22 protein-coding genes and 2 tRNA genes are annotated in these 21,730 nt (G+C 64.5%); 10 read left to right on the top strand and 14 right to left on the bottom strand.

Translation table 11 applies throughout. From position 1 onward, the window contains the following. Nucleotides 1–114: 114 nt before the first annotated feature. The gene (locus tag EG244_RS06395; protein ID WP_124964183.1) at nucleotides 115–501 is read left to right on the top strand and encodes a DUF2147 domain-containing protein; all 387 of its coding nucleotides are present in this window, start codon (nucleotides 115–117) and stop codon (nucleotides 499–501) included. A 349-nt stretch (nucleotides 502–850) separates the two neighbouring features. On the opposite strand, the gene hisH is transcribed toward EG244_RS06395, so the two are convergent. The 3 genes from hisH to hemE all read right to left on the bottom strand — a co-directional run bounded on the left by hisH (nucleotide 851) and on the right by hemE (nucleotide 3,269). After that, nucleotides 851–1,489 carry an imidazole glycerol phosphate synthase subunit HisH gene (gene hisH / locus EG244_RS06390; RefSeq protein ID WP_124964182.1) on the bottom strand — a complete coding sequence of 213 codons (639 nt, stop codon included), beginning with the start codon at nucleotides 1,487–1,489 and terminating at the stop codon, nucleotides 851–853. Nucleotides 1,490–1,564: 75 nt separating this feature from the next. Next, nucleotides 1,565–2,152, bottom strand: a complete 588-nt coding sequence (hisB, locus tag EG244_RS06385) for an imidazoleglycerol-phosphate dehydratase HisB (RefSeq protein ID WP_124964181.1) — start codon at nucleotides 2,150–2,152, stop codon at nucleotides 1,565–1,567. A gap of 85 nt (nucleotides 2,153–2,237) precedes the next feature. Then, nucleotides 2,238–3,269, bottom strand: a complete 1,032-nt coding sequence (gene hemE, locus EG244_RS06380) for a uroporphyrinogen decarboxylase (RefSeq protein ID WP_124964180.1) — start codon at nucleotides 3,267–3,269, stop codon at nucleotides 2,238–2,240. A gap of 142 nt (nucleotides 3,270–3,411) precedes the next feature. On the opposite strand from hemE, the gene hemC reads away from it, so the two are divergent. Then, nucleotides 3,412–4,359: a hydroxymethylbilane synthase gene (gene hemC, locus EG244_RS06375; RefSeq protein WP_124964179.1), complete on the top strand. Its 948-nt coding sequence runs from the start codon at nucleotides 3,412–3,414 to the stop codon at nucleotides 4,357–4,359. A 63-nt stretch (nucleotides 4,360–4,422) separates the two neighbouring features. Here hemC and EG244_RS06370 read toward each other — a convergent pair whose 3' ends face one another. From EG244_RS06370 to EG244_RS06360, 3 genes are all read right to left on the bottom strand, one after another. After that, entirely contained in the window at nucleotides 4,423–6,015 is a 1,593-nt protein-coding gene (locus EG244_RS06370; protein ID WP_158617254.1) for an ABC transporter substrate-binding protein, read from the bottom strand. 129 nt (nucleotides 6,016–6,144) lie between these two features. Continuing rightward, on the bottom strand, nucleotides 6,145–7,182 hold the full coding sequence (locus tag EG244_RS06365; protein ID WP_124964177.1) for a thioesterase family protein: 1,038 nt from the start codon (nucleotides 7,180–7,182) through the stop codon (nucleotides 6,145–6,147). A gap of 161 nt (nucleotides 7,183–7,343) precedes the next feature. Further along, nucleotides 7,344–8,153, bottom strand: a complete 810-nt coding sequence (locus tag EG244_RS06360; RefSeq protein WP_233588920.1) for an SseB family protein — start codon at nucleotides 8,151–8,153, stop codon at nucleotides 7,344–7,346. 212 nt (nucleotides 8,154–8,365) lie between these two features. Between EG244_RS06360 and EG244_RS06355 the strand changes: the two genes are divergently transcribed. The 3 genes from EG244_RS06355 to EG244_RS21440 are packed head-to-tail and all read left to right on the top strand — an operon-like array spanning nucleotide 8,366 to nucleotide 11,248. Continuing rightward, entirely contained in the window at nucleotides 8,366–9,019 is a 654-nt protein-coding gene (locus EG244_RS06355; protein ID WP_124964176.1) for an ABC transporter ATP-binding protein, read from the top strand. After that, a complete protein-coding gene (locus tag EG244_RS06350) occupies nucleotides 9,003–10,640 on the top strand; it encodes a capsule biosynthesis protein (RefSeq protein ID WP_124964175.1) in 1,638 nt (545 codons plus the stop codon). The genes EG244_RS06355 and EG244_RS06350 overlap by 17 nt, the downstream gene beginning before the upstream one ends. 56 nt (nucleotides 10,641–10,696) lie before the next feature. Beyond that, on the top strand, nucleotides 10,697–11,248 hold the full coding sequence (locus EG244_RS21440; protein ID WP_124964174.1) for a transposase: 552 nt from the start codon (nucleotides 10,697–10,699) through the stop codon (nucleotides 11,246–11,248). Nucleotides 11,249–11,804: 556 nt separating this feature from the next. Here EG244_RS21440 and EG244_RS06340 read toward each other — a convergent pair. Beyond that, entirely contained in the window at nucleotides 11,805–12,059 is a 255-nt protein-coding gene (locus EG244_RS06340) for a DUF2312 domain-containing protein (RefSeq protein WP_124964173.1), read from the bottom strand. Nucleotides 12,060–12,182: 123 nt separating this feature from the next. On the opposite strand from EG244_RS06340, the gene EG244_RS06335 reads away from it, so the two are divergent. Next, on the top strand, nucleotides 12,183–12,398 hold the full coding sequence (locus tag EG244_RS06335; RefSeq protein ID WP_124964172.1) for a hypothetical protein: 216 nt from the start codon (nucleotides 12,183–12,185) through the stop codon (nucleotides 12,396–12,398). Nucleotides 12,399–12,487: 89 nt separating this feature from the next. After that, complete coding sequence (locus EG244_RS06330; protein ID WP_124964171.1) at nucleotides 12,488–12,916, top strand: TIGR01244 family sulfur transferase; 429 nt, start codon at nucleotides 12,488–12,490, stop codon at nucleotides 12,914–12,916. Here the strand turns inward: EG244_RS06330 and EG244_RS06325 are convergent. The 5 genes from EG244_RS06325 to EG244_RS06305 form a co-directional block, all read right to left on the bottom strand. Further along, on the bottom strand, nucleotides 12,886–13,164 hold the full coding sequence (locus EG244_RS06325) for a hypothetical protein (RefSeq protein WP_124964170.1): 279 nt from the start codon (nucleotides 13,162–13,164) through the stop codon (nucleotides 12,886–12,888). The genes EG244_RS06330 and EG244_RS06325 overlap by 31 nt on opposite strands. A 349-nt stretch (nucleotides 13,165–13,513) precedes the next feature. Then, nucleotides 13,514–13,590, bottom strand: a tRNA-Asp gene (locus EG244_RS06320). 125 nt (nucleotides 13,591–13,715) lie between these two features. Beyond that, nucleotides 13,716–14,432, bottom strand: coding sequence for an alpha/beta fold hydrolase (locus tag EG244_RS06315; protein WP_124964169.1), 717 nt, complete (start codon nucleotides 14,430–14,432; stop codon nucleotides 13,716–13,718). 85 nt (nucleotides 14,433–14,517) lie between these two features. Beyond that, a complete protein-coding gene (locus tag EG244_RS06310; RefSeq protein ID WP_124964168.1) occupies nucleotides 14,518–15,204 on the bottom strand; it encodes a ZinT family metal-binding protein in 687 nt (228 codons plus the stop codon). Nucleotides 15,205–15,509: 305 nt separating this feature from the next. Then, nucleotides 15,510–15,584, bottom strand: a tRNA-Asn gene (locus EG244_RS06305). 20 nt (nucleotides 15,585–15,604) lie between these two features. Between EG244_RS06305 and EG244_RS20335 the strand changes: the two genes are divergently transcribed. The 3 genes from EG244_RS20335 to EG244_RS06295 are packed head-to-tail and all read left to right on the top strand — an operon-like array spanning nucleotide 15,605 to nucleotide 18,471. Beyond that, on the top strand, nucleotides 15,605–15,883 hold the full coding sequence (locus EG244_RS20335) for a hypothetical protein (RefSeq protein ID WP_158617253.1): 279 nt from the start codon (nucleotides 15,605–15,607) through the stop codon (nucleotides 15,881–15,883). Beyond that, the gene (locus tag EG244_RS06300; protein ID WP_158617252.1) at nucleotides 15,880–16,932 is read left to right on the top strand and encodes a LacI family DNA-binding transcriptional regulator; all 1,053 of its coding nucleotides are present in this window, start codon (nucleotides 15,880–15,882) and stop codon (nucleotides 16,930–16,932) included. The genes EG244_RS20335 and EG244_RS06300 overlap by 4 nt, the downstream gene beginning before the upstream one ends. 30 nt (nucleotides 16,933–16,962) lie before the next feature. Next, the gene (locus EG244_RS06295; RefSeq protein WP_124964166.1) at nucleotides 16,963–18,471 is read left to right on the top strand and encodes a M81 family metallopeptidase; all 1,509 of its coding nucleotides are present in this window, start codon (nucleotides 16,963–16,965) and stop codon (nucleotides 18,469–18,471) included. Between the two features lie 224 nt (nucleotides 18,472–18,695). On the opposite strand, the gene EG244_RS06290 is transcribed toward EG244_RS06295, so the two are convergent. Both EG244_RS06290 and EG244_RS06285 read right to left on the bottom strand, forming a co-directional pair. Next, nucleotides 18,696–19,901 carry a metal-dependent hydrolase family protein gene (locus tag EG244_RS06290; RefSeq protein WP_124964165.1) on the bottom strand — a complete coding sequence of 402 codons (1,206 nt, stop codon included), beginning with the start codon at nucleotides 19,899–19,901 and terminating at the stop codon, nucleotides 18,696–18,698. Between the two features lie 75 nt (nucleotides 19,902–19,976). Continuing rightward, on the bottom strand, nucleotides 19,977–21,479 hold the full coding sequence (locus EG244_RS06285; protein ID WP_124964164.1) for an ABC transporter substrate-binding protein: 1,503 nt from the start codon (nucleotides 21,477–21,479) through the stop codon (nucleotides 19,977–19,979). Nucleotides 21,480–21,730: the final 251 nt, after the last annotated feature.

Genomic DNA, 21,730 nt, shown 5'->3' with positions numbered 1-21,730 from the left:
TCTGAAGGGGCCCCCGGGGGTCTCAGGCGGAAGCAACGTCAGCCTTGCCCGAATCTGCCGCTCAGCGGGACGCTCAGAAGCGTGGCAGCGTGGGGCTGCCCGGGGGAGAGAGACATGAAAGCAATCCGCCTTGCCGCTGCGCTGAGCCTTTGCGCCACAGCCGCGTTTGCCAGTGACCCGGTCGCCGGGCTCTGGCGCACACAGCCCGATGACGGGGCCTGGGCCGAGGTGCAGATCGCAGCCTGCGGGCCCGCGCTCTGCGGCACGATCCGCAGGACGCATAATGCTGAAGGGGAGTATAAATCCCCGAACCTTGGCAAACAGCTGGTGCGCGGCATGCAGCCAAAGGGCAACGGGCGATATGAGGGCGAAGTCTGGCGGCCCTCGAATAATAAAATCTACTTCGGCAAAATGGATGTGCAGGGCAACAGCCTGAAACTCTCAGGCTGTATCGCGGGTGGGCTGATCTGCTCATCGCAGACCTGGACCCGGATGAGATAAGGCGGGCGGGCGGCATCCGCCCTCGTCTTCGGCGGGGCGGATGCGGCAAAGATCCTGGTCCGCGCGGGTCCTCGTCCTGAGACCAGCACCCCCTGCGGGGAACCGGTCCCGGGTTTTTTCTGAAAAGTTCCGCGCCTGGCGGGTTGGCTTTGAGAACCGGGACTGCCCGCGCAGAGGGGGCCGGGATCCGGCCAAAGGGGCGGGCGCGGATGCCGGATCATCTGCAGGTCTGCACCATATGGGCGGTCGGGCCCGCCCCGGGCGGGGGCCTAAGCCTTCAGCCCGGATGTCAGCGCGATGAAAAAAGCGCCCGGCAGGTTGCGGGCGCTTTTGCAGCAGAGGCCGGGTCTCAGGGCTTCCAGCTCAGGAAGTTGGCGATCAGCCGCAGGCCGGTGGCCTGAGATTTTTCCGGGTGGAACTGCGCGCCGATGATCGTGTCGCGCCCGACGATGGCGGTGATATCGCCCGCGTAATCGACATGGGCCAGACGCTCGGCCGGAGTGTCGACCTTCATGGCGAAGCTGTGCACGAAATAGGCGTGATCGCCGGTTTCGATCCCTGCAAGGACCGGGTGGGGCGTGTCGATCACCAGATCGTTCCAGCCCATATGCGGCACTTTGAGTGCGGGATCGGCCGGGGTGATGCGGGTCACCTCGCCGCCGATCCAGCCAAAGCCTTTGGTGTCTTCATATTCGCGGCCCCAGGTCGCGAGCATCTGCATGCCGACGCAGATGCCGAGAAAGGGGACGGCGCGGCGGGTGACGGCCTCATCCACGGCTTCAAAGAGACCCGCCTGCAGCGAGAGGGCGCGGCGGCAATGCGGGAAAGCGCCGTCTCCGGGCAGCACGATGCGGTCGGCGCGGGCGACGTCTTCGGGATGCGGCGAGACCAGCACCTCACCCGCTCCGGTCTCATCGGCCATGCGCTGAAAGGCCTTGGCGGCCGAATGCAGGTTGCCACTGTCGTAATCGACGAGGACGGTCAGCATGGTTTGCTCCTGTTGTGGGGCACGGCGGTGCCGTGCGGCCTCCGGCGGGAGTATTTGGGAAAACCCAAAGACGCCTCAGAGAATGCCTTTGGTCGAAGGAATCGCATCGGCTTTGCGCGGATCGGTTTCCACCGCTTCGCGCAAAGCCCGGGCCACGGCTTTGAAGGCGGCCTCGGCGATGTGGTGGCTGTTGAAGCCTGCGTTTTGGGTGATGTGCAGCGTGATGCCGCCGTGGGTCGCGAGGGCCTGGAAGAATTCGCGCACCAGTTCGGTGTCGAAATTGCCGATTTTCGCGGTCGGGAAAGTGACATCCCAGACGAGGAAGGGGCGGCCCGAGAGATCAAGGGCGGCGGTGACGCGGGCGTCGTCCATCGGCAGGATGCAGGCGCCGTAGCGGCGGATGCCGCGTTTGTCGCCGAGCGCCTGTGCCAGGGCCTGGCCGAGGGCGATGCCGCAGTCTTCGACCGTGTGGTGATCATCGATATGCAGATCGCCGTCGCAGCGCATCGTGATGTCGATGAGCGAGTGGCGCGCCAGCTGATCGACCATATGGTCGAAAAAGCCCACGCCGGTTTTGATGTCATAGGTGCCGCTGCCGTCGAGGTTCACGCTCACCTCAATCGCGGTTTCGGCGGTGTTCCGGGTGACGCTGGCCTGACGCATGACATATCCTCGCATTGTGCTGCGATCTTATAGGGAGATGGCGGGGCTAAGCAAAGGGGGCCGCGCGGCCCCCCCTTCGTGAATTTCAGCGCTCGCGGATCGCGGCCAGCAGGCGGCTGACGTTGTCGGGATCGGCCTGGGGGGTGATGCCATGGCCGAGGTTGAAGATATGCGGACCTGCGGAGAAGGTATCAGCGATGCGGCGCGCCTCATCGACCAGCGCCTGACCGCCGGTGATCATATGCTGCGGCGCGAGATTGCCCTGAACGCAGCCGTCTTTTTGCACATGTTCCGCTGCCCAGGCCGCATCGACGGAATTGTCGAGCGCCACGCAATCCGCGCCGGTGGCTTTGGCGAAGCCCACATAACGCTCCCGCGCTTCACGGGGGAAGGCGATGATCGGCGTGTCGGGGTGGCGGGCTTTCAGCGCGGCGATGATGCGGGCGGCGGGCTTTTCGGCGAATTCGGTGAAATCTTCGCCCTTGAGGCTGCCGGCCCAGCTGTCGAAGAGTTTCACCACTTCGGCGCCGGCCTCGATCTGGGCGGAGAGATATTCGATCGTGGCCTCTGACAGACGGTCGATGAGATCTGAGAAAGCGGCGCGGTCAGCGGCCTTGAAGGCATGGGCCGGGGCCTGATCGGGGGTGCCGCGACCGGCGGTCATATAGGTGGCGACCGTCCAGGGGCTGCCGGCAAAGCCGATCAGCGTGGTGTCTTTGGGAAGTTCCGAGGAGAGGATCTTCACCGTCTCATAGATCGGCGAAAGGGTCTCATGGATGTCAGCCGTGGGGCGCAGTGCGGCCACGCCTGCGGCATCGGTGATGGTCGAAAGGCGCGGGCCTTCGCCTTCGGCAAACCAGAGTTTCGAGCCCATGGCCTGGGCGATCAGCAGGATATCGGCGAAAAGAATCGCGCCGTCAAAGCCGAAGCGGCGGATCGGCTGCAGGGTGACTTCGGCGGCCAGTTCCGGGTTATAGCAGAGCGACAGGAAGTCCCCGGCCTTTGCGCGGGTGGCGCGGTATTCCGGCAGATAGCGGCCCGCCTGACGCATCAGCCAGACCGGCGGCACGCTTTGGGTTTCACCGGCAAGGGCCTTGAGAAGTTTCTTGTCCGTCATCACGGCCTCCGGTTTTTCTGCAACATCACTCCCGGTTCGTCCCCGGAACCCCCCGCTTTGTCAAGCCTGCGACATCAGGGGCGGCCGGGTGCCGCAGGAGGGATGCTGGACACAGACGCGCGGTCCTCCTAAGACATGCGGCATGAAAAACGCGCGTCCCACCCCCGCTTCGCCTCTTCGTATCGGCACCCGCGGCTCGCCTCTGGCGCTGGCCCAGGCCTGGGAGACGCGCGACCGTCTGGCCGCCGCTCACGGGTTGAGCGAGGCTTGCTTTGACATTGTCGTGATCAAGGTCACCGGCGATCAGATTCAGGACAAGTCGCTGAAAGAGATCGGCGGCAAGGGTCTGTTCACCCGCGAAATCGAAGAAGCGCTGCTCGACGGCTCCATCGATATTGCGGTGCATTCGATGAAGGATATGCCGGTGCAGCAGCCCGCAGGTCTGGTGATCGACTGCTATCTGCCGCGCGAAGATGTCCGCGATGCCTTTGTCTCGCTGCAGTACAAAAGCATCGCTGATCTGCCGGAAGGCGCGGTCGTCGGGTCGTCGTCGCTGCGCCGCCGCGCGCAGCTTGCGAACCGCCGCCCGGATCTGAAGCTGGTGGAATTCCGCGGCAATGTGCAGACGCGGCTGAAAAAGCTGGATGACAATGTGGCCGGGGCGACCTTCCTGGCCATGGCGGGTCTGAGCCGGCTGGGGCGCACCGAAGTGGCGCAAAGCGCGATTGCGCCCGAAGAGATGCTGCCGGCCGTGGCTCAGGGCGCGATCGGGGTGGAGCGTCGTCTGGACGATACCGCCGTCGATGCGCTGCTGGCACCGATCCGCGATCTGCCGACCGCGCAGCGGCTGGCCTCTGAGCGGGCGTTTCTGGCGGAGCTCGACGGCTCCTGCGAGACGCCGATCGCGGGGCTTGCGCTGCTGGAGGGGGAGAACCTGTGGCTGCGGGGCGAGATTCTGCGCCCCGACGGCTCTGCCGTGCTGCGTGGAGAGCGCCGCGGACCGATCGCAGAGGGCGCTGCCATGGGCCAGGATCTGGCCCGCGATCTGCTGGCCAGGGCCGGACCGGGGTTCTTTGATTTCAAAGGCTGATAAGGCCGCCGAAATGAGAAAAGCCGGGCGCTCTGCCCGGCTTTTTCATGGGGTGGGGATGGATCAGGCCGTCAGCCAGACCCGGATGCCTGCGGCCCCCCCCATCATCTCGCCATCGGGATGCGCGCCAAAGCCCTGCACCCTGTTTGAGGCCAGCTCAAAGCTGTCGCAATGCACCGGCACCAGCGAGCCGCCCTGCTCATGCAGCATCCTGGCCACTTCGGCAAAGCAGTTCTGCTGCAGCTGCGGATCCACCGTGGCGCGGGCCTCCATCACCAGTTTGTCAAGCGCCTCACCGCCAAAGCGGGTCTCATTCCAGGCCGAAGCCGAGAGGTGATAGGTCGAGAGCAGCCGCCCGGCGGAACTGGTGCCGTCATGATAGGAGGCGGTGAAGGGCTTTTTGTTCCAGACTTCGGTGAAATAGCCCTCCGCAGGCTCGGGGCGGATTTCAATGGGCAGACCCGCGGCCTGCGCCGAGGTGCGGAAGGCTTTTGCCGCCTCCAGCGCACCGGGCCAGGCGATGTCTGAGACCCTGAGCACCAGGGGCATCCCCTCATGGCCGGAGCGTTTGTAGTGGAAGGCCGCCTTCTCGGGATCATAGCTGCGCTGGCCGATCCCGGCCAGAAAGTCCTCGGTGCCGGGCACGAAGGGCAGATCATTGCCGATCCGGCCATAGCCGCTGAGCACATCGCGCAGGATCGCATCGCGGTCGAGGGCATATTTCAGCGCCAGCCGCAGATCGGCGCGGTCAAAGGGCGCAGCCCCGGTCTGCATCGAAAAGGCCAGCCGCCCGCCGGAGGCGCCGCGCACGAACTGCAGATCCGGGATGGCCGCGATCTTCGGCGCTTTGCGCGGATCCGCACGATTGGCCAGATGGATCTGCCCCGAGGCAAGCGCCGCGAGGCGTGCGTCGTGGTTATTGATGACCAGCACTTCGATCTGATCAACATGGCCGCGCGCGCTGTCCCAGTCGCGGGGATTGCGCTCAAAGACGTGGCGCACGCCCGGCTCATTAACGCGCGGGATATAGGGGCCGGAGAACACTTCCGGCACCGCACCGCTGCCCAGAGGCGCGGGCTGAAGGACCAGGCGGTAATCGGTCAGCGCCTCGGCAAACCAGGGGTTCGGCGCGGAAAAGCTGATCACCACATGCGCGCCGTCCGAGGTGACGCTGTCCATGCCGCTCAGAAGGCCCGAAGCGCCCGAGCGATTCGCCGGATCGGCATGGCGCATCAGCGTGGCGGCCACATCGGCGCCGGTCACCGCCTGACCATTGTGAAACTGCAGCCCCTCGCGCAGGCGAAGCGCCCAGGTGCGCTGATCGGGGCTGGCCTCGATCTCTTCTGCGGCGGCGGGAACCGGGCGGCCCTCGCTGTCGCTGGCCATCAGCGTGTCACCGACGCAGCGCAGATTGAACCGCTCGACCGCCGAGATGGCGCGTAAGGGGTTGAGCGTATCCGCATAATCGCCGCCATGAAGGCCCACGCGCAGCACGCCGCCCTTTTGCGGACCCGCGGCCTGCGCCGCCGATCCCAGCAGTCCCTGCGCCATCACCAGCGACAGCCCCAGCGCCCCGGCCCGGCCCAGGAAGGCCCGGCGACTGTGCAGCCCGCGGCTTGTGCGGTCCGCCAGATATGCCAGTTCACCTTCCATCATCGTCCCTCCGCCCGCCATCTTGCCTTTTCAGGGATAACGTGCTGAGGGGGGCGGAGCAATTGGTTTAACGTCAAACAACTCCAGCAATTTTCACCACTTTTGCGTGATTTGCCGGGCCGCTTTTCCCGCTCAGCCCGGGCGCGGAGCGAGGCTGCGCACCCCGCGCCCCAGCCAGTCAGGCCGCGCAACCCCCGATGCAGCCGCCGCCATGGCGCGCAACGCGCGCAGCAGGCTCTCAGGGGCGGCACAGGCGCGGCCCGCGGCCATATCGACATGGAGCAGCATCTGCTCCAGCGTTGCCACCGCTTCACCTTCGACCGACAGGATGGTCAGCAGGTGCAGCCGCCGCGCATCCACCCCGAGCACCCGGGTCTCACCAAGGATCTCCTGGCCGGATTTGCTTTCGCGCAGATGCCGCAGATGGGTCTCAACGGTGTAATAGCTGTAGCCCCCCGCCACATAGTCGAGATCAAACCCCGCGCGGCGCAGCACGGCATCCGTCACCTCGGAACAGGCGGCGAGATAGCGGCTCTCGGTCATATGGCCGTTGTAATCGATCCAGGACGGCAGCACGCGCAGCGAAACCAGGCCCTCCGGGGTTTCATCGGGGAGACAGACCCGCGCCCGGTCCCGCGCCAGAAGCCGCGCCCCAAGCCCGATCCCCTGGTCGCGCAGACTGCGCAAAAGCGCACTGAGGGCCAGATCGCGCCCGCCCTCCGGGATATCAGCCACGGCCGCACAAAGCGCATCGGCGCTTTGCATCTCCCGCGCGGTGCAGAGCAGAAAGCCTGCCGCACTCAGCAAGGCCTCAGCCTCCGGGGTGGGCTGGGTGAGATGGCAGAACGGCAGCCAGGCGGGGCTGCAGAGCTGAAGGGGCAAGGGACCCGGCTGCAGCTGCGCGCCAGGGCGCTCTGCGCCAAATTGCAGATGAAGATCAAACCCCTCTGCGGCGTGTTTCACATCCGCCGCCACCTGATACTGCCCCTGAATGGGCAAGGGATGATCGCTCAGCCGCGCGAAAGGCTGCGCAAGCCTGTGCAGCGCCGCATCGATCCCGGCCCTGCGATCCGCCCAGGCACCGCTGAGCAGAAGATCATGGCCTTCGAGACAAAGCCGCGCCGCAACCTCAACAGCGCGATCGTCACATCCCTCAATCAGAATTTGCATCTGCCCCCCTTTATTGCCGGGGGACAGTCTGCAACGCCATTGCCCCGGGGGCCAGCCCGGTCCGCCTGCGAGGCCTGCGGGCGCAGCCGCTGCTTTCCCGGTGAACGGGCTGACGGATTGCGCGGCGTGGCCTCAGGAGCCGCAATGCGGCGCGCGGGGCCTCAGCGCAGCTTCGGCGGCTTTTGCGGGTCCATGCCCGGCGGCGGCGGCGGGGTGCGTTCAGGCTCAGGCGCCGGCGGCTCGGGCAGGCGCAGGGCCAGGCCCACCGACTGCAGCGGGCGCAGCGCGGCGGTATCGGCCTCACTCAGGAAAAGCAGATCGACCTGCTCTCCCTCCAGCCCGGAAAACGCCAGCGCAGAGGCCAGCGCCCGGGCGAGGGCTTCTTCCGCGCCCGGCTCTGCACCGACATAGGCGAGCACCAGCCCCTCCTCAGAGCCGCCTTTCCAGCGTGCCCGCGCAAGCCAGGCCCCCGCGGCCAGACCACCGGCCCCGCCAATCGCCACGGCCAGCGCCTCATTCAGCGCGCGCGGCAGATCACCGGGGGCGGCAAAACCCGCCGGGCGGCCGCGGTCCTGCGAGGGCGTCACGCTTAACACCTCGGCCAGCCAGTCGACGGCATGAGGGGCCATCAGCCAGGCCGCCTCGGGCGTGCCCAGATTGATGCCAACCCCGGTGCCCTGCCCGGTCAGATGATTCACAATCACCCGCCCCGGCAGCGCCACATAGGGGCTGGCGATCCCGGTGAAATCGACCATCCGCTCCTGGGTGTCAAAGGCCAGCACCACCGGACCACTGTCGAGCGGGAAGACCCGGGGCTTGATATTGCCCCCCACGGCCTCTTCTTCGAGCAGCAGATACAGCTCAGCATCCGAGAGAATGCGGTAGTAGCGCAGCCGCGCCCCGTCATCCTCAGGATCGGCCAGCATCAGCGCCTGGGCGCGGTCGAGCGGGGTCAGATCTTCAGAAGTCATGGCGCATCCTTTGGGGGGCGTGAAAGGCTGACCCGGGATAATCCCTCAGCCCCCGGGATGCAACGTGATGCAACGCCCGCGCCCCTGCCGCGTTAGCCTGCCGCAGAACGCCTCTGCGGCTCCATATTGCTGCCTTATTGCGACCTTAACCTCTTTCCCGATAGCCTGACGACAGCGGCGCCGGGCCGGAGCCGCCCTGCCAGAGGTAACTGATGATAGAATTTAACGCCGTCTCCAAAAGCTACTGGACCGGCAAAAAGCACAAAGTGATCCTCAACAATGCCTCGTTCCGGGTGGAGCCGGGGCGTTCGCTGGGCATTCTCGCCCCCAATGGCACCGGAAAAACGACGCTTATCAATATGATGGCGGGGCTTGAAAAGCCTGATGACGGCACGATCACCCGCACCAGCCGGATCAGCTTTCCGCTGGGTTTTATGGGCGGCGTGAACAACAAACACAGCGGCACCGAAAATGCGCGCTATATCGCGCGGCTTTACGGGCTGGACCCTGATTATGTCGAAGCCTTCTGCCGCTGGCTCTGCGGTATTGAGGAATATTTCGACATGCCCGTCGGCACTTACAGCCAGGGGATGCGGGCGCGGTTTTCCTTCTCGCTGATGCTGGCGATGGAGTTTGACATTTATCTGATCGATGAGGGGATGCCCTCGACCACCGATGTGGCCTTCAACCGCAAAGCCGGTGCGATCCTGCGCGAGCGTCTGGCGGGCAAAACCGTGGTCATCGTCTCGCATCAATCGGAAATTCTTGAAAAATTCTGCCAGGTCGCAGGGGTTCTGCGCAACGGGCAACTTTATATGTTCGACAGTCTGGAAGAGGCGAAGCGGCTTTATGACTACACAGAGTGAGCTTCCCCGCTTCCGCCTGACCCTGCCAGAGCCGCTTGCGGCGCTGCGTGCGGCAGCGGCCGCCCCTGTCCGCCCCCCGAAAGCTGCGCTGACAGGCGAGTTGCTCGGCGATGAGGCTGCACGCCCCACTCCGCCCCCCGCCACTGAGCCTGCGCCGGAGACCACCGGTCTGGGCCCGCGGCAGCTGCGGATGCTGCGGCGGATTGCGGAAAAGCAGGGGTTGACCACCAGCGGCGATGAAGACGCTCTGCGCCAGCTGCGCGCCGCGGGCATTGATCCCTTTGCACGCAGCAATGCGATCGAAGAGGTCGTGACACCGCGCGCAAGCCCCCCCGATGCCCCCCCGCCGGTGCCGCCGAAAAAAGACGGCCGCCCCGGTGAAGGGGCAAAGCTTCCGGCGACCGCAAAGGGGCGAAATCTGGCGAAGGCGGCGGGCCCGGATCTTCTGCTGCCCCCCGAAGCGCGCGCACAACAGAACCATGCGGCCGATATTCAGCGCATTCAGCGCGACATCGCCCGCCGCAGACGCCGGCGGATGGCGATGCTCTGGGCGCGGCTGTGGCTTTTTGTCGGTATCCCCACGCTGATCGCAGGGATTTACTACAGCCTTCTGGCCACGCCGATGTATGCCACCCGGGCAGAGTTTGTCATTCAGCAGGCCGAAAGTCAGGTCGGCGGGGGCCTCGGCGGGCTGTTTTCGGGCACGCAGTTTGCAACCTCGCAGGATTCGATCGCCGTTCAGGGCTATCTGCAGTCGCGCGACGCCATGCTGCGGCTGGATGCGGACCTGGACTTCCGCGCCGTCTTTGCCGATCCGAATGTGGATGAACTGCAGCGCCTTGACGATCCGAACTCGATTGAAGCCGCTTATAAAATCTACCAGAAATACGTCAAAATCGCCTATGATCCCACTGAGGGGATCATCAAAATGGAGGTCTCGGCCCCCGATCCGGCGCTGTCAGCAGCCTGGTCAAAGCGGCTGATCCACTACGCCGAAGAGCAGGTGAACCATCTGTCTGAGCGGCTGCGCAACGATCAGATGAAAGGCGCAAATGAAAGCTTCGCTGAGGCTGAGAGCCGCCTTCTTGCCGCACAGTCGAAGCTGGTTGACCTGCAGGAAGTGAATAAAGTCCTCTCCGGTGAGGTGGAGATTTCGCTGATCTCAAGCCAGATCACCGCGCTTGAGACACAGCTGACCCAGGATCGGCTGGCGCTGGCGCAGATGCTGTCAAATACCGCCCCCAACCGCGCCAGGGTTGAGCCGCTGGAACGCCGGATCACAACGCTTGAAGTGCAGATAAGGCAGCTGCGTGACCGGCTGACCCAGGACGACAGCAGCTCCGGGCGCTCCATCGCGCGGATCCAGTCCGAACTGGTTCTGGCGCAGACCGATGTGCAGACCCGTCAGCTGCTGCTGACCCAGGCCGCCCAACAGCTTGAAACCGCCCGCATTGAAGCGAACCGACAGCAGCGCTACCTGTCGCTGTCGGTGGCCCCTGTGGCACCGGATATCGCCAGCTACCCGCGTGCCTTTGAAAACACCGCCGTGGCCATGCTGATCTTTGCGGGGCTTTATCTGATGGTCTCCCTTACGGCCTCAATCCTTCGCGAGCAGGTCTGAGGGGGTTTGCTGCGCCATGCCTGCTGCCGACGGAGGCACCTTTGTTGGCAGCAGGAATGGCTGACCCGATAAACAGGTCTGGCCCTGACTTGCGCAGGACGAACCGCCCCCGCGACAATCGGGCGCTGATCCCTCGCGGCTTGCTGATGGGCTGGGCTACCCCCGACATGCCATGGTTCACGCCCCCGGGCAGAAAGGTCGGACAGCCGGGGCGGTTTTCTGCGGCGGCAATCCAATTTTGCCTCGCCATCAAGGTGTTGTCTGCGTTGCCGCAGCACCAGGAAACAGACTTTATGGCGGGCCCGCTTCGTCTGTCGGTGCTCGGCCGGCCCGTTCCCGACTATAGGCACCTGGCCGGTGGCAGAAGCATTAGAAGGTTCAGACCGCATATCCGGCCCCTATTACCTGCCCGCAGACAGCGCAGGGATCAGGCGCCCCGGGATTGGCAGGTAGCCCATCGCCGGGAAAACACTCCTCCTGACGGGTTTCTGGCCCGGCCCTTAGCACAGGCACAGGGCAAGACGTCTCCGGCCCGCCATGGTCCTCAGGACACTGCCGGACATGGCGCGCGGCGCAGGGTTCATTTTGACAGGACTATTTCCCCATAGCTCGGGGGTGCGGGGAAAGCAGCAGCCACAAATCGATCTGCCCGCTTAGCCGGCTGACAGGGCTGTTGAAAGACCATGAACATCAGCGCCCTGGATCACCGCGATCTGAGTCTTTTTCACGGCGCGCGGCAGCTCGGGTAAAAACAAAAAGCAAAGGCCGGTCCCGGGGCGGGATCTTCGACTTCCCCAGCCCGCGCGCGCGGCGAAGGTTGCGCTGTGGCCGGCCGACTTCCGGCAACAATCGGTACGGAGACCGGCACCCGTCCCGTTCTCACTGTGATCATCCCTCCCGGAGCGATCACGTCACGCCGGAATTGCAGCAGCCGCAAAGCCAGTCCTCTCGCGAAAGAGATCAATGCCAGCGATTTTGTCACCAATCGCGTCGAGGCCGATCACCGGATTTCTGATGAATGGCACCCTCAGGTCACCGGTTGTCGCCATCCGCACTGACCGACAGGCGGAGGACCAGCTGAGCTTCACCAGGCCCCGGCACAGGATCCGGCCGCCGCAGAATAAAAAACCCCCGGCGGCGCGGGCCCCGGGGGTCTGGCTTTGCTCAGTTCATCCCGAGCGCGGCTTTATACATCTCAAGGATCGCTTCTTCTTCGGCGATGTCGTCGGGTTTGCGCTTGCGCAGGGTGATCAGCTTTTTCATCACCTTGGTGTCATACCCACGGCCCTTGGCCTCAGCCAGCAGCTCTTTTTGCTGCTCGGTCACGTCTTTCTTTTCCGCCTCAAGCTGCTCGAAACGCTCAATGAACTGACGCAGTTCATCTGCCGTCACGGCATAGGCATCATTCGGGTTGGTCATTTGCGCCTCATTTCGCGGGGGTCCCTGCCTTCCTAAACGCCGTCGCCCCCCGGTTCAAGAAGACTTGCCAGCGCAGGGGTGCTGCGGCTAGGTGCGCGCTAAATCTGCAAAGGGGATACCGCGATGGAATGGCTGATCTGGACCGGGGCGGCGATGACGGTGGCCGGGCTTATCGGGATTTTCTGGTGCATCCGCCGGGTGATCGGCGCCAAACGTGCGGGCCTGTCTCAGCAGGAGCTGAGCGCAGTGGTCCAGCGCGTCGTGGCGGTGAACCTGGGCGCATTTGCGGTCTCGGCGCTGGGGCTGGGCGCGGTGGTCGCGGGACTTGTGCTGAAGTAAGGGGCGGGGCGGCTTTTCGCTGCCCTGTCACCGCAGTATGGTAAAGACGTTCGGCCGGATCGTGCCGGGCGCCACGGAAAGGGACAGTGATGACTATTCGCGAAATCACCGACAATTACAGCGTCAGCCCGCAGATCGCCCTGGAGGATCTGCCGCAGATCGCAGAGGCGGGCTACAGCCTGATCATCGACAACCGCCCCGATGGCGAGATCCCTTCCGAGATCGGCACCGAGGCCATGCGGGCTGCCGCTGAGGCCGCCGGCCTGACGTTTGTCGCCAACCCGGTGATCGGCGGCGCGATTACCATGGAGAATGTCTCGACCCAGGGCGCGGCGATTTCCGGCGCAGCAGGCCGCATTCTGGCCTATTGCGCTTCGGGGAACCGCTCGTCGATCGTCTGGGCGCTGAGCCAGGCCGGCAATCGCCCCACCGATGAGCTGGTCGCCCTGCCCGCGCGCCACGGCTATAACATGGAAATCTGGCGCGATCAGATTGAGGCGCTGGCCTCTGGCAAATAAGCCGTGGTGAAGGCTGCCCCCCGGGCGATCCGGTCACGGATGGCCCGGATCTGCAGTTCTGCCGCAGAGGGCGCCGTCTCGCGGCTGCGGATCTCCTCCAGATCGCCTGCGATGCGCAGGATGAGGGCCAGCGGATCTTCAGCGGGCGGGTCTTCGTCGACCTCAGGCTGCGGCAGGTCTGGTGCCGTGGCCGCGACCTCAGGGGCGGGAGAAACCGGCTCCTCATCCGCCAGGTCCCCCTCCCACATCTCCGGCTCAGGGTCTGGCCCGTTAATTTCCTCCGGAGCTGGCATATCCTCCGGGAGGAGCCGCCGCATGGGCCAGCCCGGTCGCAGCAGCGGCCCCCGGCCTGCAGCACGGCAATGCGGTGTTGGATATCCTCGGCCTGACGCGAAATCGCGTTCAACTCAGTCAGCAGAGGATCGAGATCCCTGGCCCGCAGGGGGCGCAGGGCGGAAAGATGCGAAAGGGCCATGGCTCAGCTCCGGCTGTCGAATGGCTCATCCTTGCATCTGATGGTTAACAAACGCCTTCCGCGCGCAACAAAACGCCGGAAATGTCAAAAGCCCCCCGGCGAACCGGAGGGCTTTTGAAGCGTGGCGCGGTTGACGGGGCTCGAACCCGCGACCCCCGGCGTGACAGGCCGGTACTCTAACCAACTGAGCTACAACCGCGCTGTGAGAGGGTGTTTACGGAATGTCTGAGGGGGCGTCAACCGCCCCGCAGCAAAAATAACGCAGGACAGGCGGAAAATGTTTCGCGGGCGGCAGATCTTTGTTTTTCGCAGGTTTTCGGGGGGTTAGCCCGCCGTGCCGCGCCAAAGCCTTTTGCGCGAAATCCCCCCGGCAGACGAGGCCAGCCGTAAAAGCCGCCGTCTGTCATGACCGATCGCAGCCTCTGTGAGCCCGCCCAGAAGGCCCCGTGCCCTAAGGTTCAGCGCCAGATCAGAGTGGCTTTCTTCGGCAAAAAGCAGATGATCGACGCCGGGCTGCGCCGGAAACGCCCGGGCCTGCGCCAGATCATCTTTCAGCCCGTGCAGCAGCGTCACCGCCACCCCCTCAGGCGGCGGCCAGAAGGCGCGGGCCCCCGCCCCCGCGCGCAGCCCGGCCCGCCACAACGGCCAGCGCGTCTCATCCGGGCAGTCCGGCCCCAGCGCCCATTGCGGCCCAAAGGCCAGCACCGCGCTCAGGGGCAGAACTGTGGCGGCCTGCAGCGCAAGGCAGCCCCCCATGGAGGATCCGATCGCGAGAACCCGGCCTTTTGGCTCCAGCTGCGCGACCTGCCGTTTCAGCGCCGGGGCGAAACCGGGGTCCTGCCCCCAGCTGCGGCCCCGATCCGCGATGCAGAGCACCCGTCGCTGCCCGCCCGCAGAGGCCGAGGTCAGGAACTCCGGCGAGGGCATTTCATCCGGATCATGCCCCACAGAAGAGAAGGCCAACACCAGATCCGGCCCCGCCCCCTCAGAGAGGCTGAACCGCCAGTTACCCCTGCGGCTGTGCTGAAAAGCCTGTTTCACCCGGCCCTGCCCCCCTTCATACCCGGGGGCCAGAAACAGTATTGCGGCGGATTTGAAAAGGGGCCGGGGTATGGCCCCCTTTGGTTTAATGGGCCATCATCCCGGCCGCGATCTCAGCGCCGCTCAGCGCGGCAGGGTAATAGGTCGGCCAGTGGCTGACCTCCTCCAGCAGGGCGGCGCGATCATTGCCCCAATAAAGATGGAAGTGATCTGAGACCGAAGGCGAGATGCGGTGGTCGCTGAACTGCACATAAAGCGGGGCCCCGGCATCGCCGCCGGTCTTCCGAAAGCTAAACCGCACGCCGCGATTGCCTTTGGCATAGGTCAGCACCTCCTGCCCGTCACTGGCATATTGCCCGGCAAAGCCGCTGCCATCCGCACGACGGAAGGTGAAAGCCCCCTCTGCGGTTATGGTAATGGCGGCAATATCGGTGCGGTAGCCGGCCTCATAATAGGCGCCCCATTCCGCCGCCGTGCGGGTGCCACCCGCAGCCTTCTGCGCCATGACGGGGTCCAGGGTGCCATCCTGCAGCAGCGGAAAGACCGACTGCCACACCCCCGCCCAGTCTGAAAGCGGGCGCGGCGCGACCTGAGCGTCGCTGAAATAGCCGTGCGCGATTTTTCCGGCCTCTTCGTCATGGGCATGATCATGCCTGTGGTCATGGGCGTGGCTGTGGCTGTGGCTGTGGGGCGTCTTTTGCGCCCAAAGCGGCGGCCCAAAGGCCAAAGCGGCGGAAAAGCAAAACAGTGCGACAAGGGAAATACGGTGCATGGTGGCTCCGGCTCGATGTGATTCGTTATGTTATATCATAACAGTTTCTGCATAGCGCAGAACCAAGGCGCCCCGCAAGTCAGCAGATATCCTGCCCGCCGCAGAGGGATTTCATCACGACAAAACAGGCCGCAGAAAGACTGAGCCCCCGCAGTCAGAGCGTATATATGGGGAATAAGCCGCCCTGCCCTGCCGCCCCGCAGCGAGGCCGAAAATACAGCCTGAAAACCATGCGGGAGGCGGAATACGAAAAAAGCCCCCTTGCGGGGGCTTTTCGTCAAATCACTGATCTCTCAGAGATTTTATGGCTCCGGCGGTAGGGATCGAACCTACGACCAATTGATTAACAGTCAACTGCTCTACCGCTGAGCTACGCCGGAACATGTGGGGTGGTATAGCTATGGTGTTCGGTGCCGTCCAGAGCAAAAAAGAAGATTTTATGAATATTTTTCCGCGCCTTGCGATTTTTCTTCTTCGGTCGGGCTGCGCATGGGGTGGCGCGGCAGGAATTGCAGGGATTCGCGGGCAATACGGCTGCAACCTGCCCGCCGCAGGTCACGACGAGGACATCGACCCGGCAGACCGGCTCAGAATCCGCCCCGCCCCGCCTGCGGCGATGGGTTTACCCCCCAGCGCCTTCTCTGTAACTCTGATCGGGTGCAGACCGGATGGACCATGACTGAGCAAACAGCTGACCCAGGCGCTGCGGTGCTGCCCGAGGCCCCGAAGCGCCGCGCACGACAAAGCGGACGCGTCACCCTGGCAGAGGTTGCACGCCGCGCGGGGGTCTCGCTGATGTCGGCCTCAAATGCGTTTCGCTGCCCCGAAAAGCTGCGCAGCGACACCCTGCAGCGCGTGCGCACTGCCGCGCAGGAGCTGGGCTATATCCCCGATGTTCTGGCCGGAACTCTGGCCAGCGGGCAAAGCCCGGTCGTTGGGGTGCTGCTCCCGACCATGCGGAACTCGTCTTTTGAGCGCTATCTCTGCGGGCTGCGCCGTGCCGCGCGCGAGACGGGTCGCCGGATCATCCTCAGCTTTGCCGACAGCCCCGAAAGCGAGGCAGAGGCGGTTGAGACCTTCATCGGCCTGCGGGTCGGCGGGGTGGTGCTGATCGGGGGCGATCATTCGGCCGCGACCCTGCGGATGCTGCGCCAGACCGCGACGCCTTTTGTCGAGACCTGGCTGCTGCCTGCGGGCGCGGGCAAAGGCGTGGGCTATGACGCCGTCGCGGCCATGACGGCCATGACCGCGCTGCATCTTGAGGCCGGGCGGCGGGTGCTGGCGCTGATTGATCATGACGGGGCCCTCGCCGCCCGCTTCCGACTGCGCCGTCCGGCCTTTGAGGCCGGGGTTGCGGGCTGTGACGGCGCGCGCGGCCTGATCCATCCGGTGCAGACCACCGACAGTTTTACCGAAGGTGCCGCGGCCATGGCCGGGATCCTTGCGCGCGAGCCGCAGGTTCAGGCGGTGATCTGTCCCACCGATACGATCGCCGCCGGAGCGCTGTTTGAATGCCAGCGCCGCGGGCTGCGGGTGCCTCAGGATATTGCCATATCCGGTTGGGGGAATTACGAAATCTCTGCCCAGACCCTGCCGTCGCTGACCACGCTTGCGATCAATGCCGAAGCCATCGGCCATGCCGCCCTTCTCAGCCTGACACCTGGCGCGCAGGCCGACAGCCCGCCGCAGGACACCGGATTTCAGATCCTGCGCCGCGACAGCGCCTGACGCCCCCCTTTCTTTCTGACAGGACATCTCATGCCCCGCGCCGCCGTTCTTCAGCTCTTCCATGAGGCCAATGCCTTCACCCCCACCAAGGCCGATTACGACGGTTTTCTGCGGGCGCAATATGTATGCGGCGAAGCCGTGCGGGCGGAATTTGGCGCGACGTCGAACTGGCTCGGCGGCATCACCACGGCGCTGGATGCGGCGGGCTATGAGGTCGCCTATGGGCTTTGCACCGGCTGTCTGCCGGGGGGCACGCTGGATCACGCCGCTTATCTGCGGCTCTGCGACGAGATCCTGGCCTCATTTGATGCGATCCTGGCGCAGGGGCCGGTCGATCTGGTGGCCCTCGCGCTGCACGGCGCTTTGCATGTGGAGGGCGAGCCTGAGCCGGAAACCCGCCTCGCCGAAGCGGTGCGCGCCCGCATCGGGGATCAGGTACCGCTGGGCGTCACCCTCGATTTCCACGCCAATCCTGAGCCGCGGCTGTGTGCGGTGGTCGATGTCGCCATGGGCGGCAGGCTTTATCCGCATTCCGACACCAAAGAGCGCGGCGCGCGGATGATTGATCTGCTGCGCGATCCGGCAAAGCCGCGCACGCGGCGCTACCGCCTGCCGATCATGGTGCCGATGAGTGCGCAGACCTCTGACACCGCGCCCTTCGCCGATCTGGTAACGCTGAGCGAGGCGCTGAGCCTGCGGCCCGGCCTGTCGGATGTGGTGCTGATGGGCGGCTTTCCCTATCACGACAGCGAAGAGGTGGGCACCTCGGTCCTGGTCACCGGCACCGACCGCGCGGCGATGGATCAGGCCTGCCGCGCGATGGCCGCCGCCCTCCGGACCCGGCGCGAGGCGGCGCTGGCCCGTGCGCCCCTGTGGTCTGAGGCGCGGGAGCAGGTCTGTGCCGCCGCAGCCCGGGGCCGCGTGGTCCTTGCGGATGCCGGCGACAACCCCGGCTCGGGTGGGGTGGCCGATGTGGCCGATCTCTTTCGCGATCTGGCGCAAAGCGGCCTGTCCTTCGCGGCGGGCTTCCTCGTTGATCCGGAGGCGGTCAAAGCCGCCCGGGCGATTGGTGCGGGCCACCGCGGCAGGCTGCGCATGGGGCGGCTGCGCGACGGCACCCCCTGGGAAGCCGAAGTTCTGGTCGAGCGGCTGTCCGATCTGAAATACCGCAATGAAGGCGCAAATCTGCGGGGCGAGCTGCTGGAGGGCGGCGAGAGTGCCATCCTGCGGATCGGCGAAGCGGGCCATATCATCCTGACCACCGAGCGCATTCAGGCCTATGATACCCAGGCCTTCCGCAGTCAGGGGATTGTTCTGGAAGAGAAAGCCATCATCCACGTCAAATCCTCAAACCACTTCCGCACCTCCTATACCCCGCTGGCCGAAGCCGGGGTCTTTGTGGTCGACAGCGGCGGCTTTGCCTCTACCGATGCGCGGGTCTTTCCCTTCACCGCCCGCGCCACCCGCATCCTGCCGCTGAAAGATCTCAGCGAGGCAGAGTGGCAGGGGATGGTTGAGGCCGAGATCGCCCTGCCCTGAGGCTGAGGGCTGAGGCCAGCCGGAGAGGCTGAAAGCCCGCCACAGCAGCCCCCGAAGGAACAGATCGGGTGGAAAACCACCCTCACTTGCCCGACTCAAGGCAGGTGTAACGCAAGAGTTCACTGTTATTTCCGGAAGACCCGCCCGGAAATCGTTTTCAACAGGCTGAAACACAAAAGGCGCCCTCCTTTGAGAGCGCCCTTTGCCTTCTCAGGGGCCGCGCGTCAGACTGGCTGCCCCCCCTTAATCACCAGTCGAAGGTGTTTCGCAAAAGCAGGCAGTACGCCAGGCTCCAGCGGATTGGCATCAAGGATGCACAGATCGGCGCGGAAGCCCTCTGCGATCTGACCCAGGCTGTCCTCCATACGGATCAGCTTTGCGCCATTGATCGTGGCCTGCTGCAAAAGCCCCAGTGGCGGGATGACATCGGCGCGCAGCGCAAATTCATCGAGCTGGCGCACCTGCATCGGCCCGATCAGATCGGTGCCATAGGCCATGGGGATCCCGGCCTTCCAGGCCAGCTCCACCGCATTCAGCCCGCCCTCCAGCACCACGCGGATTTTCTCCAGCCGGTCGGCCGGAAAGCCGCTCTCCAGCCCCACTTCATGAATGGCGCGAAAGATCGACAGCGTCGGCGTCAGCCAGGCGCCTTTTTGCACCATCAGCGCCACGGTCTCAGGATCAATCAGATTGCCATGCTCAATCGAGCGCACGCCGCAGCGCACCGCCCGCGCCACCGAGCGCGCGGTATAGGTATGCGAGACGACATAAAGGTTTGCCATCTCGGCCTCATCGACGATGGCGCGGATCTCCTCTTCAGAGAACTGATCCGAGGTGATGCGGTCCGTGGGCGAGGAGATCCCGCCATTGGCCATGATCTTGATGTGATGCGCACCCCGGCGGATCTCATCGCGCGCGGCGCGGCGCACCGCATCCACCCCGTCGCAGCGACGGCCAAGGCTGTATTGCGCATAGGCGGGTTCTTCGACATTGCCGCCCATGCCGCGGTGATCGCCATGCCCGCCCGAGGGCGACAGCGCCTTGCCGCCATAAAGCAGCCGCGGGCCACGGATCAGCCCCTCTTCCACCGCCTGCGCCAGCCCGAAATCCGCGCCGCCGACATCGCGCACCGTGGTAAAACCGCGCTTCAGCATATCGCTCAGCACCCGCCCCGCCCGCTGCGCGACATAGCCCGGCGAGGCATAGGGCAGCGCGCCAAGATCGGCGGTATAAGCGATGGCATGCACATGAGCGTCAATCAGCCCCGGAATGACAAATCCGCCTTTCGCATCAAGGATCTGCGCCCCCTCCGGGGCCGCCGTCTCGCCCATGGCCCGGATCACGCCCCCCACCAGGGTCAGCGAGCTCTCTCCCGAGACCGCACCGCTTTGCACATCAACGATATGGGCGTTTTTCACAAAAACAGACATCAGGCCTCTCCCGTCAGATAAAAAGCCGGGCTGCCCCTTCGGACAGCCCGGCCTGGTCTCAGGCGCAGGGCCCGATCATTCGGTCATGCGAACGCGGTTCAGGAACAGGTTTTCATTCGGCAGCGGCTTGAAATCGATGTTCTTTGCCGCGCCATAGATCACCGAGGCCTGGTACAGCGGGATCATGTACAGCTCTTCGGCATTGATCTCATGCACGCGCTTGTAAAGCTCAAGACGCTTGTCCTGATCGATGGTCACCCGGGCCTCTTCGAGGAGCGCGTCCATCTCGGCATTCTCAGCACTCGCCCAAGGGCTTTTTGAGTTCAGCAGCGAATAAAGCACGCCGTCCGCATCCTGGCAGCCACAGCTCCAGCGGCCAAAGGCGGTGCCGGGGGTGGTCTGACGATCGGACTGCATGAGCTTCATCCAGTTCGCCATATCGCCCGATTCGATCTGAGCGGTCAGACCGACTTCCGCCAGCATCTGCTGGATCGCCTGGACAACGCGCGGATCATAGGTCGGCGTGGTCAGCAGCTTGAAGGGGGTCTTTGCCTTGTCGCCGACCTCCGCCACCAGGGCGCGGGCTTTTTCAACGTCATACTCCGGCGCGGTGATGCCTTCGACGTAACCGAAGGAAACCGGCGTGGTCATCTGGTTGAGAACCGCGTCATAGCCGCCCAGAATGCCCTCAACGATGCCCTCTTTGTCGATGGCATGGGCAATCGCCTGACGGATGCGCAGATCATCAAGCGGCGCAACCGCAGGGTTCAGCGCGAAAAACGCCAGACGCTCACCCAGAACCGGCAGCACCTTGCCCTCGCCCGAAGCTTCCAGCTGATCGGCCAGATCATTGTCGAAATTCGCGGCAATATCGGTGACGCCGGCCTGAATATTGGCGATCCGGGTCGCGCCATCCGGCACCGAGCGGAAGGAGGCCTGGGGGAACTGGCCCTTCTCGCCCCAATAGTCGTCGTTGCGGGCGACCAGGACTTCAACGCCGCGGGTCCATTTCGAGAATTTATAGGGGCCCGAGCCGACCGGGTTCAGGTTGAACTCTTCTTTCGTGACCTTGCCGGCCACATGTTCCGGCACGATCGAGAGTTTGGTCAGCTGCGCCATCAGCACCGGATAGGGGCCTTTGGTGGTCAGAACGACGGTGGTGTCGTCTTTGGCCTCAGCCTTTTCGATCTGGTTGAACTGGCCGTTCTGCGGGCTGGCATAGTCGGGCGAGATCATACGGTTGACCGAGAAAGCCACGTCTTTCGCCGTCAGCTTCACGCCGTCGTGGAAGCTGACATCATCGCGGATTTTGAACTCAACCTCGGTGTCTGAGAGATAGGTCCAGGCGGTCGCGATCTGCGGCTGGATGGCCCCGGTCTCATCGCGGGTCAGCATATTGTCGAAGATATTGCGGTACACCGTATAGCTCGCGACATCCCACTGACCATGCGGGTCAAGCGAGGCCGGCTCTGCCACAAAATCCACCACCAGGGTCTCTTTCGCCGCCAGCGGCGCGGCGAGACCTGAAAGCGAAGTGGCCGCCAGAAGGGCCGCGGTGACCCAGGATTTCAGAGCCATCAGTTCAATCCATTACCGGGGGCGGAGCCTGTCCGCCGATTATTCTGAGATCGCAGTTTATCGTTCTGCTATGGTCAAAAGCTGCCACAACGCCTCGATTCCTGCAACGCTCGCGGCATTCCCTTTTTACGCGACTCTCAGGGAGGGTTTTCCCCTACATGCCCACTGCAGAGAATTTCCTTTCGGATGCGGATTTTGTCTTTTTTATACATGCGGATGACATGGGAAATGACCGGAATTTCCACGATCAT

The organism is Falsigemmobacter faecalis (assembly GCF_003863335.1).
Classification (GTDB): Bacteria; Pseudomonadota; Alphaproteobacteria; order Rhodobacterales; family Rhodobacteraceae; genus Wagnerdoeblera; species Wagnerdoeblera faecalis.
The sequence above is the reverse complement of the archived record's forward strand: the minus strand, read 5'-3'. Positions and strand labels throughout refer to the sequence as shown.

Coding starts and splice junctions, on each gene's coding strand:
- EG244_RS06395 (WP_124964183.1), top strand. CDS start 115: ATGAAAGCAATCCGCCTTGCCGCTGCGCTGAGCCTTTGCGCCACAGCC.
- EG244_RS20335 (WP_158617253.1), top strand. CDS start 15,605: ATGGTGTTCGGTGCCGTCCAGAGCAAAAAAGAAGATTTTATGAATATT.
- hemE (WP_124964180.1), bottom strand. CDS start 3,269: ATGACGGACAAGAAACTTCTCAAGGCCCTTGCCGGTGAAACCCAAAGC.
- EG244_RS06370 (WP_158617254.1), bottom strand. CDS start 6,015: ATGATGGAAGGTGAACTGGCATATCTGGCGGACCGCACAAGCCGCGGG.
- hisB (WP_124964181.1), bottom strand. CDS start 2,152: ATGCGTCAGGCCAGCGTCACCCGGAACACCGCCGAAACCGCGATTGAG.
- EG244_RS06310 (WP_124964168.1), bottom strand. CDS start 15,204: ATGCACCGTATTTCCCTTGTCGCACTGTTTTGCTTTTCCGCCGCTTTG.
- EG244_RS06340 (WP_124964173.1), bottom strand. CDS start 12,059: ATGACCAACCCGAATGATGCCTATGCCGTGACGGCAGATGAACTGCGT.
- EG244_RS06365 (WP_124964177.1), bottom strand. CDS start 7,182: ATGCAAATTCTGATTGAGGGATGTGACGATCGCGCTGTTGAGGTTGCG.
- EG244_RS06290 (WP_124964165.1), bottom strand. CDS start 19,901: ATGTCTGTTTTTGTGAAAAACGCCCATATCGTTGATGTGCAAAGCGGT.
- EG244_RS06360 (WP_233588920.1), bottom strand. CDS start 8,153: ATGACTTCTGAAGATCTGACCCCGCTCGACCGCGCCCAGGCGCTGATG.
- hemC (WP_124964179.1), top strand. CDS start 3,412: ATGAAAAACGCGCGTCCCACCCCCGCTTCGCCTCTTCGTATCGGCACC.
- EG244_RS06285 (WP_124964164.1), bottom strand. CDS start 21,479: ATGGCTCTGAAATCCTGGGTCACCGCGGCCCTTCTGGCGGCCACTTCG.
- EG244_RS06325 (WP_124964170.1), bottom strand. CDS start 13,164: ATGTGGGAGGGGGACCTGGCGGATGAGGAGCCGGTTTCTCCCGCCCCT.
- EG244_RS06330 (WP_124964171.1), top strand. CDS start 12,488: ATGACTATTCGCGAAATCACCGACAATTACAGCGTCAGCCCGCAGATC.
- EG244_RS06335 (WP_124964172.1), top strand. CDS start 12,183: ATGGAATGGCTGATCTGGACCGGGGCGGCGATGACGGTGGCCGGGCTT.
- EG244_RS06300 (WP_158617252.1), top strand. CDS start 15,880: ATGACTGAGCAAACAGCTGACCCAGGCGCTGCGGTGCTGCCCGAGGCC.
- EG244_RS21440 (WP_124964174.1), top strand. CDS start 10,697: ATGGCTGACCCGATAAACAGGTCTGGCCCTGACTTGCGCAGGACGAAC.
- hisH (WP_124964182.1), bottom strand. CDS start 1,489: ATGCTGACCGTCCTCGTCGATTACGACAGTGGCAACCTGCATTCGGCC.
- EG244_RS06355 (WP_124964176.1), top strand. CDS start 8,366: ATGATAGAATTTAACGCCGTCTCCAAAAGCTACTGGACCGGCAAAAAG.
- EG244_RS06295 (WP_124964166.1), top strand. CDS start 16,963: ATGCCCCGCGCCGCCGTTCTTCAGCTCTTCCATGAGGCCAATGCCTTC.
- EG244_RS06350 (WP_124964175.1), top strand. CDS start 9,003: ATGACTACACAGAGTGAGCTTCCCCGCTTCCGCCTGACCCTGCCAGAG.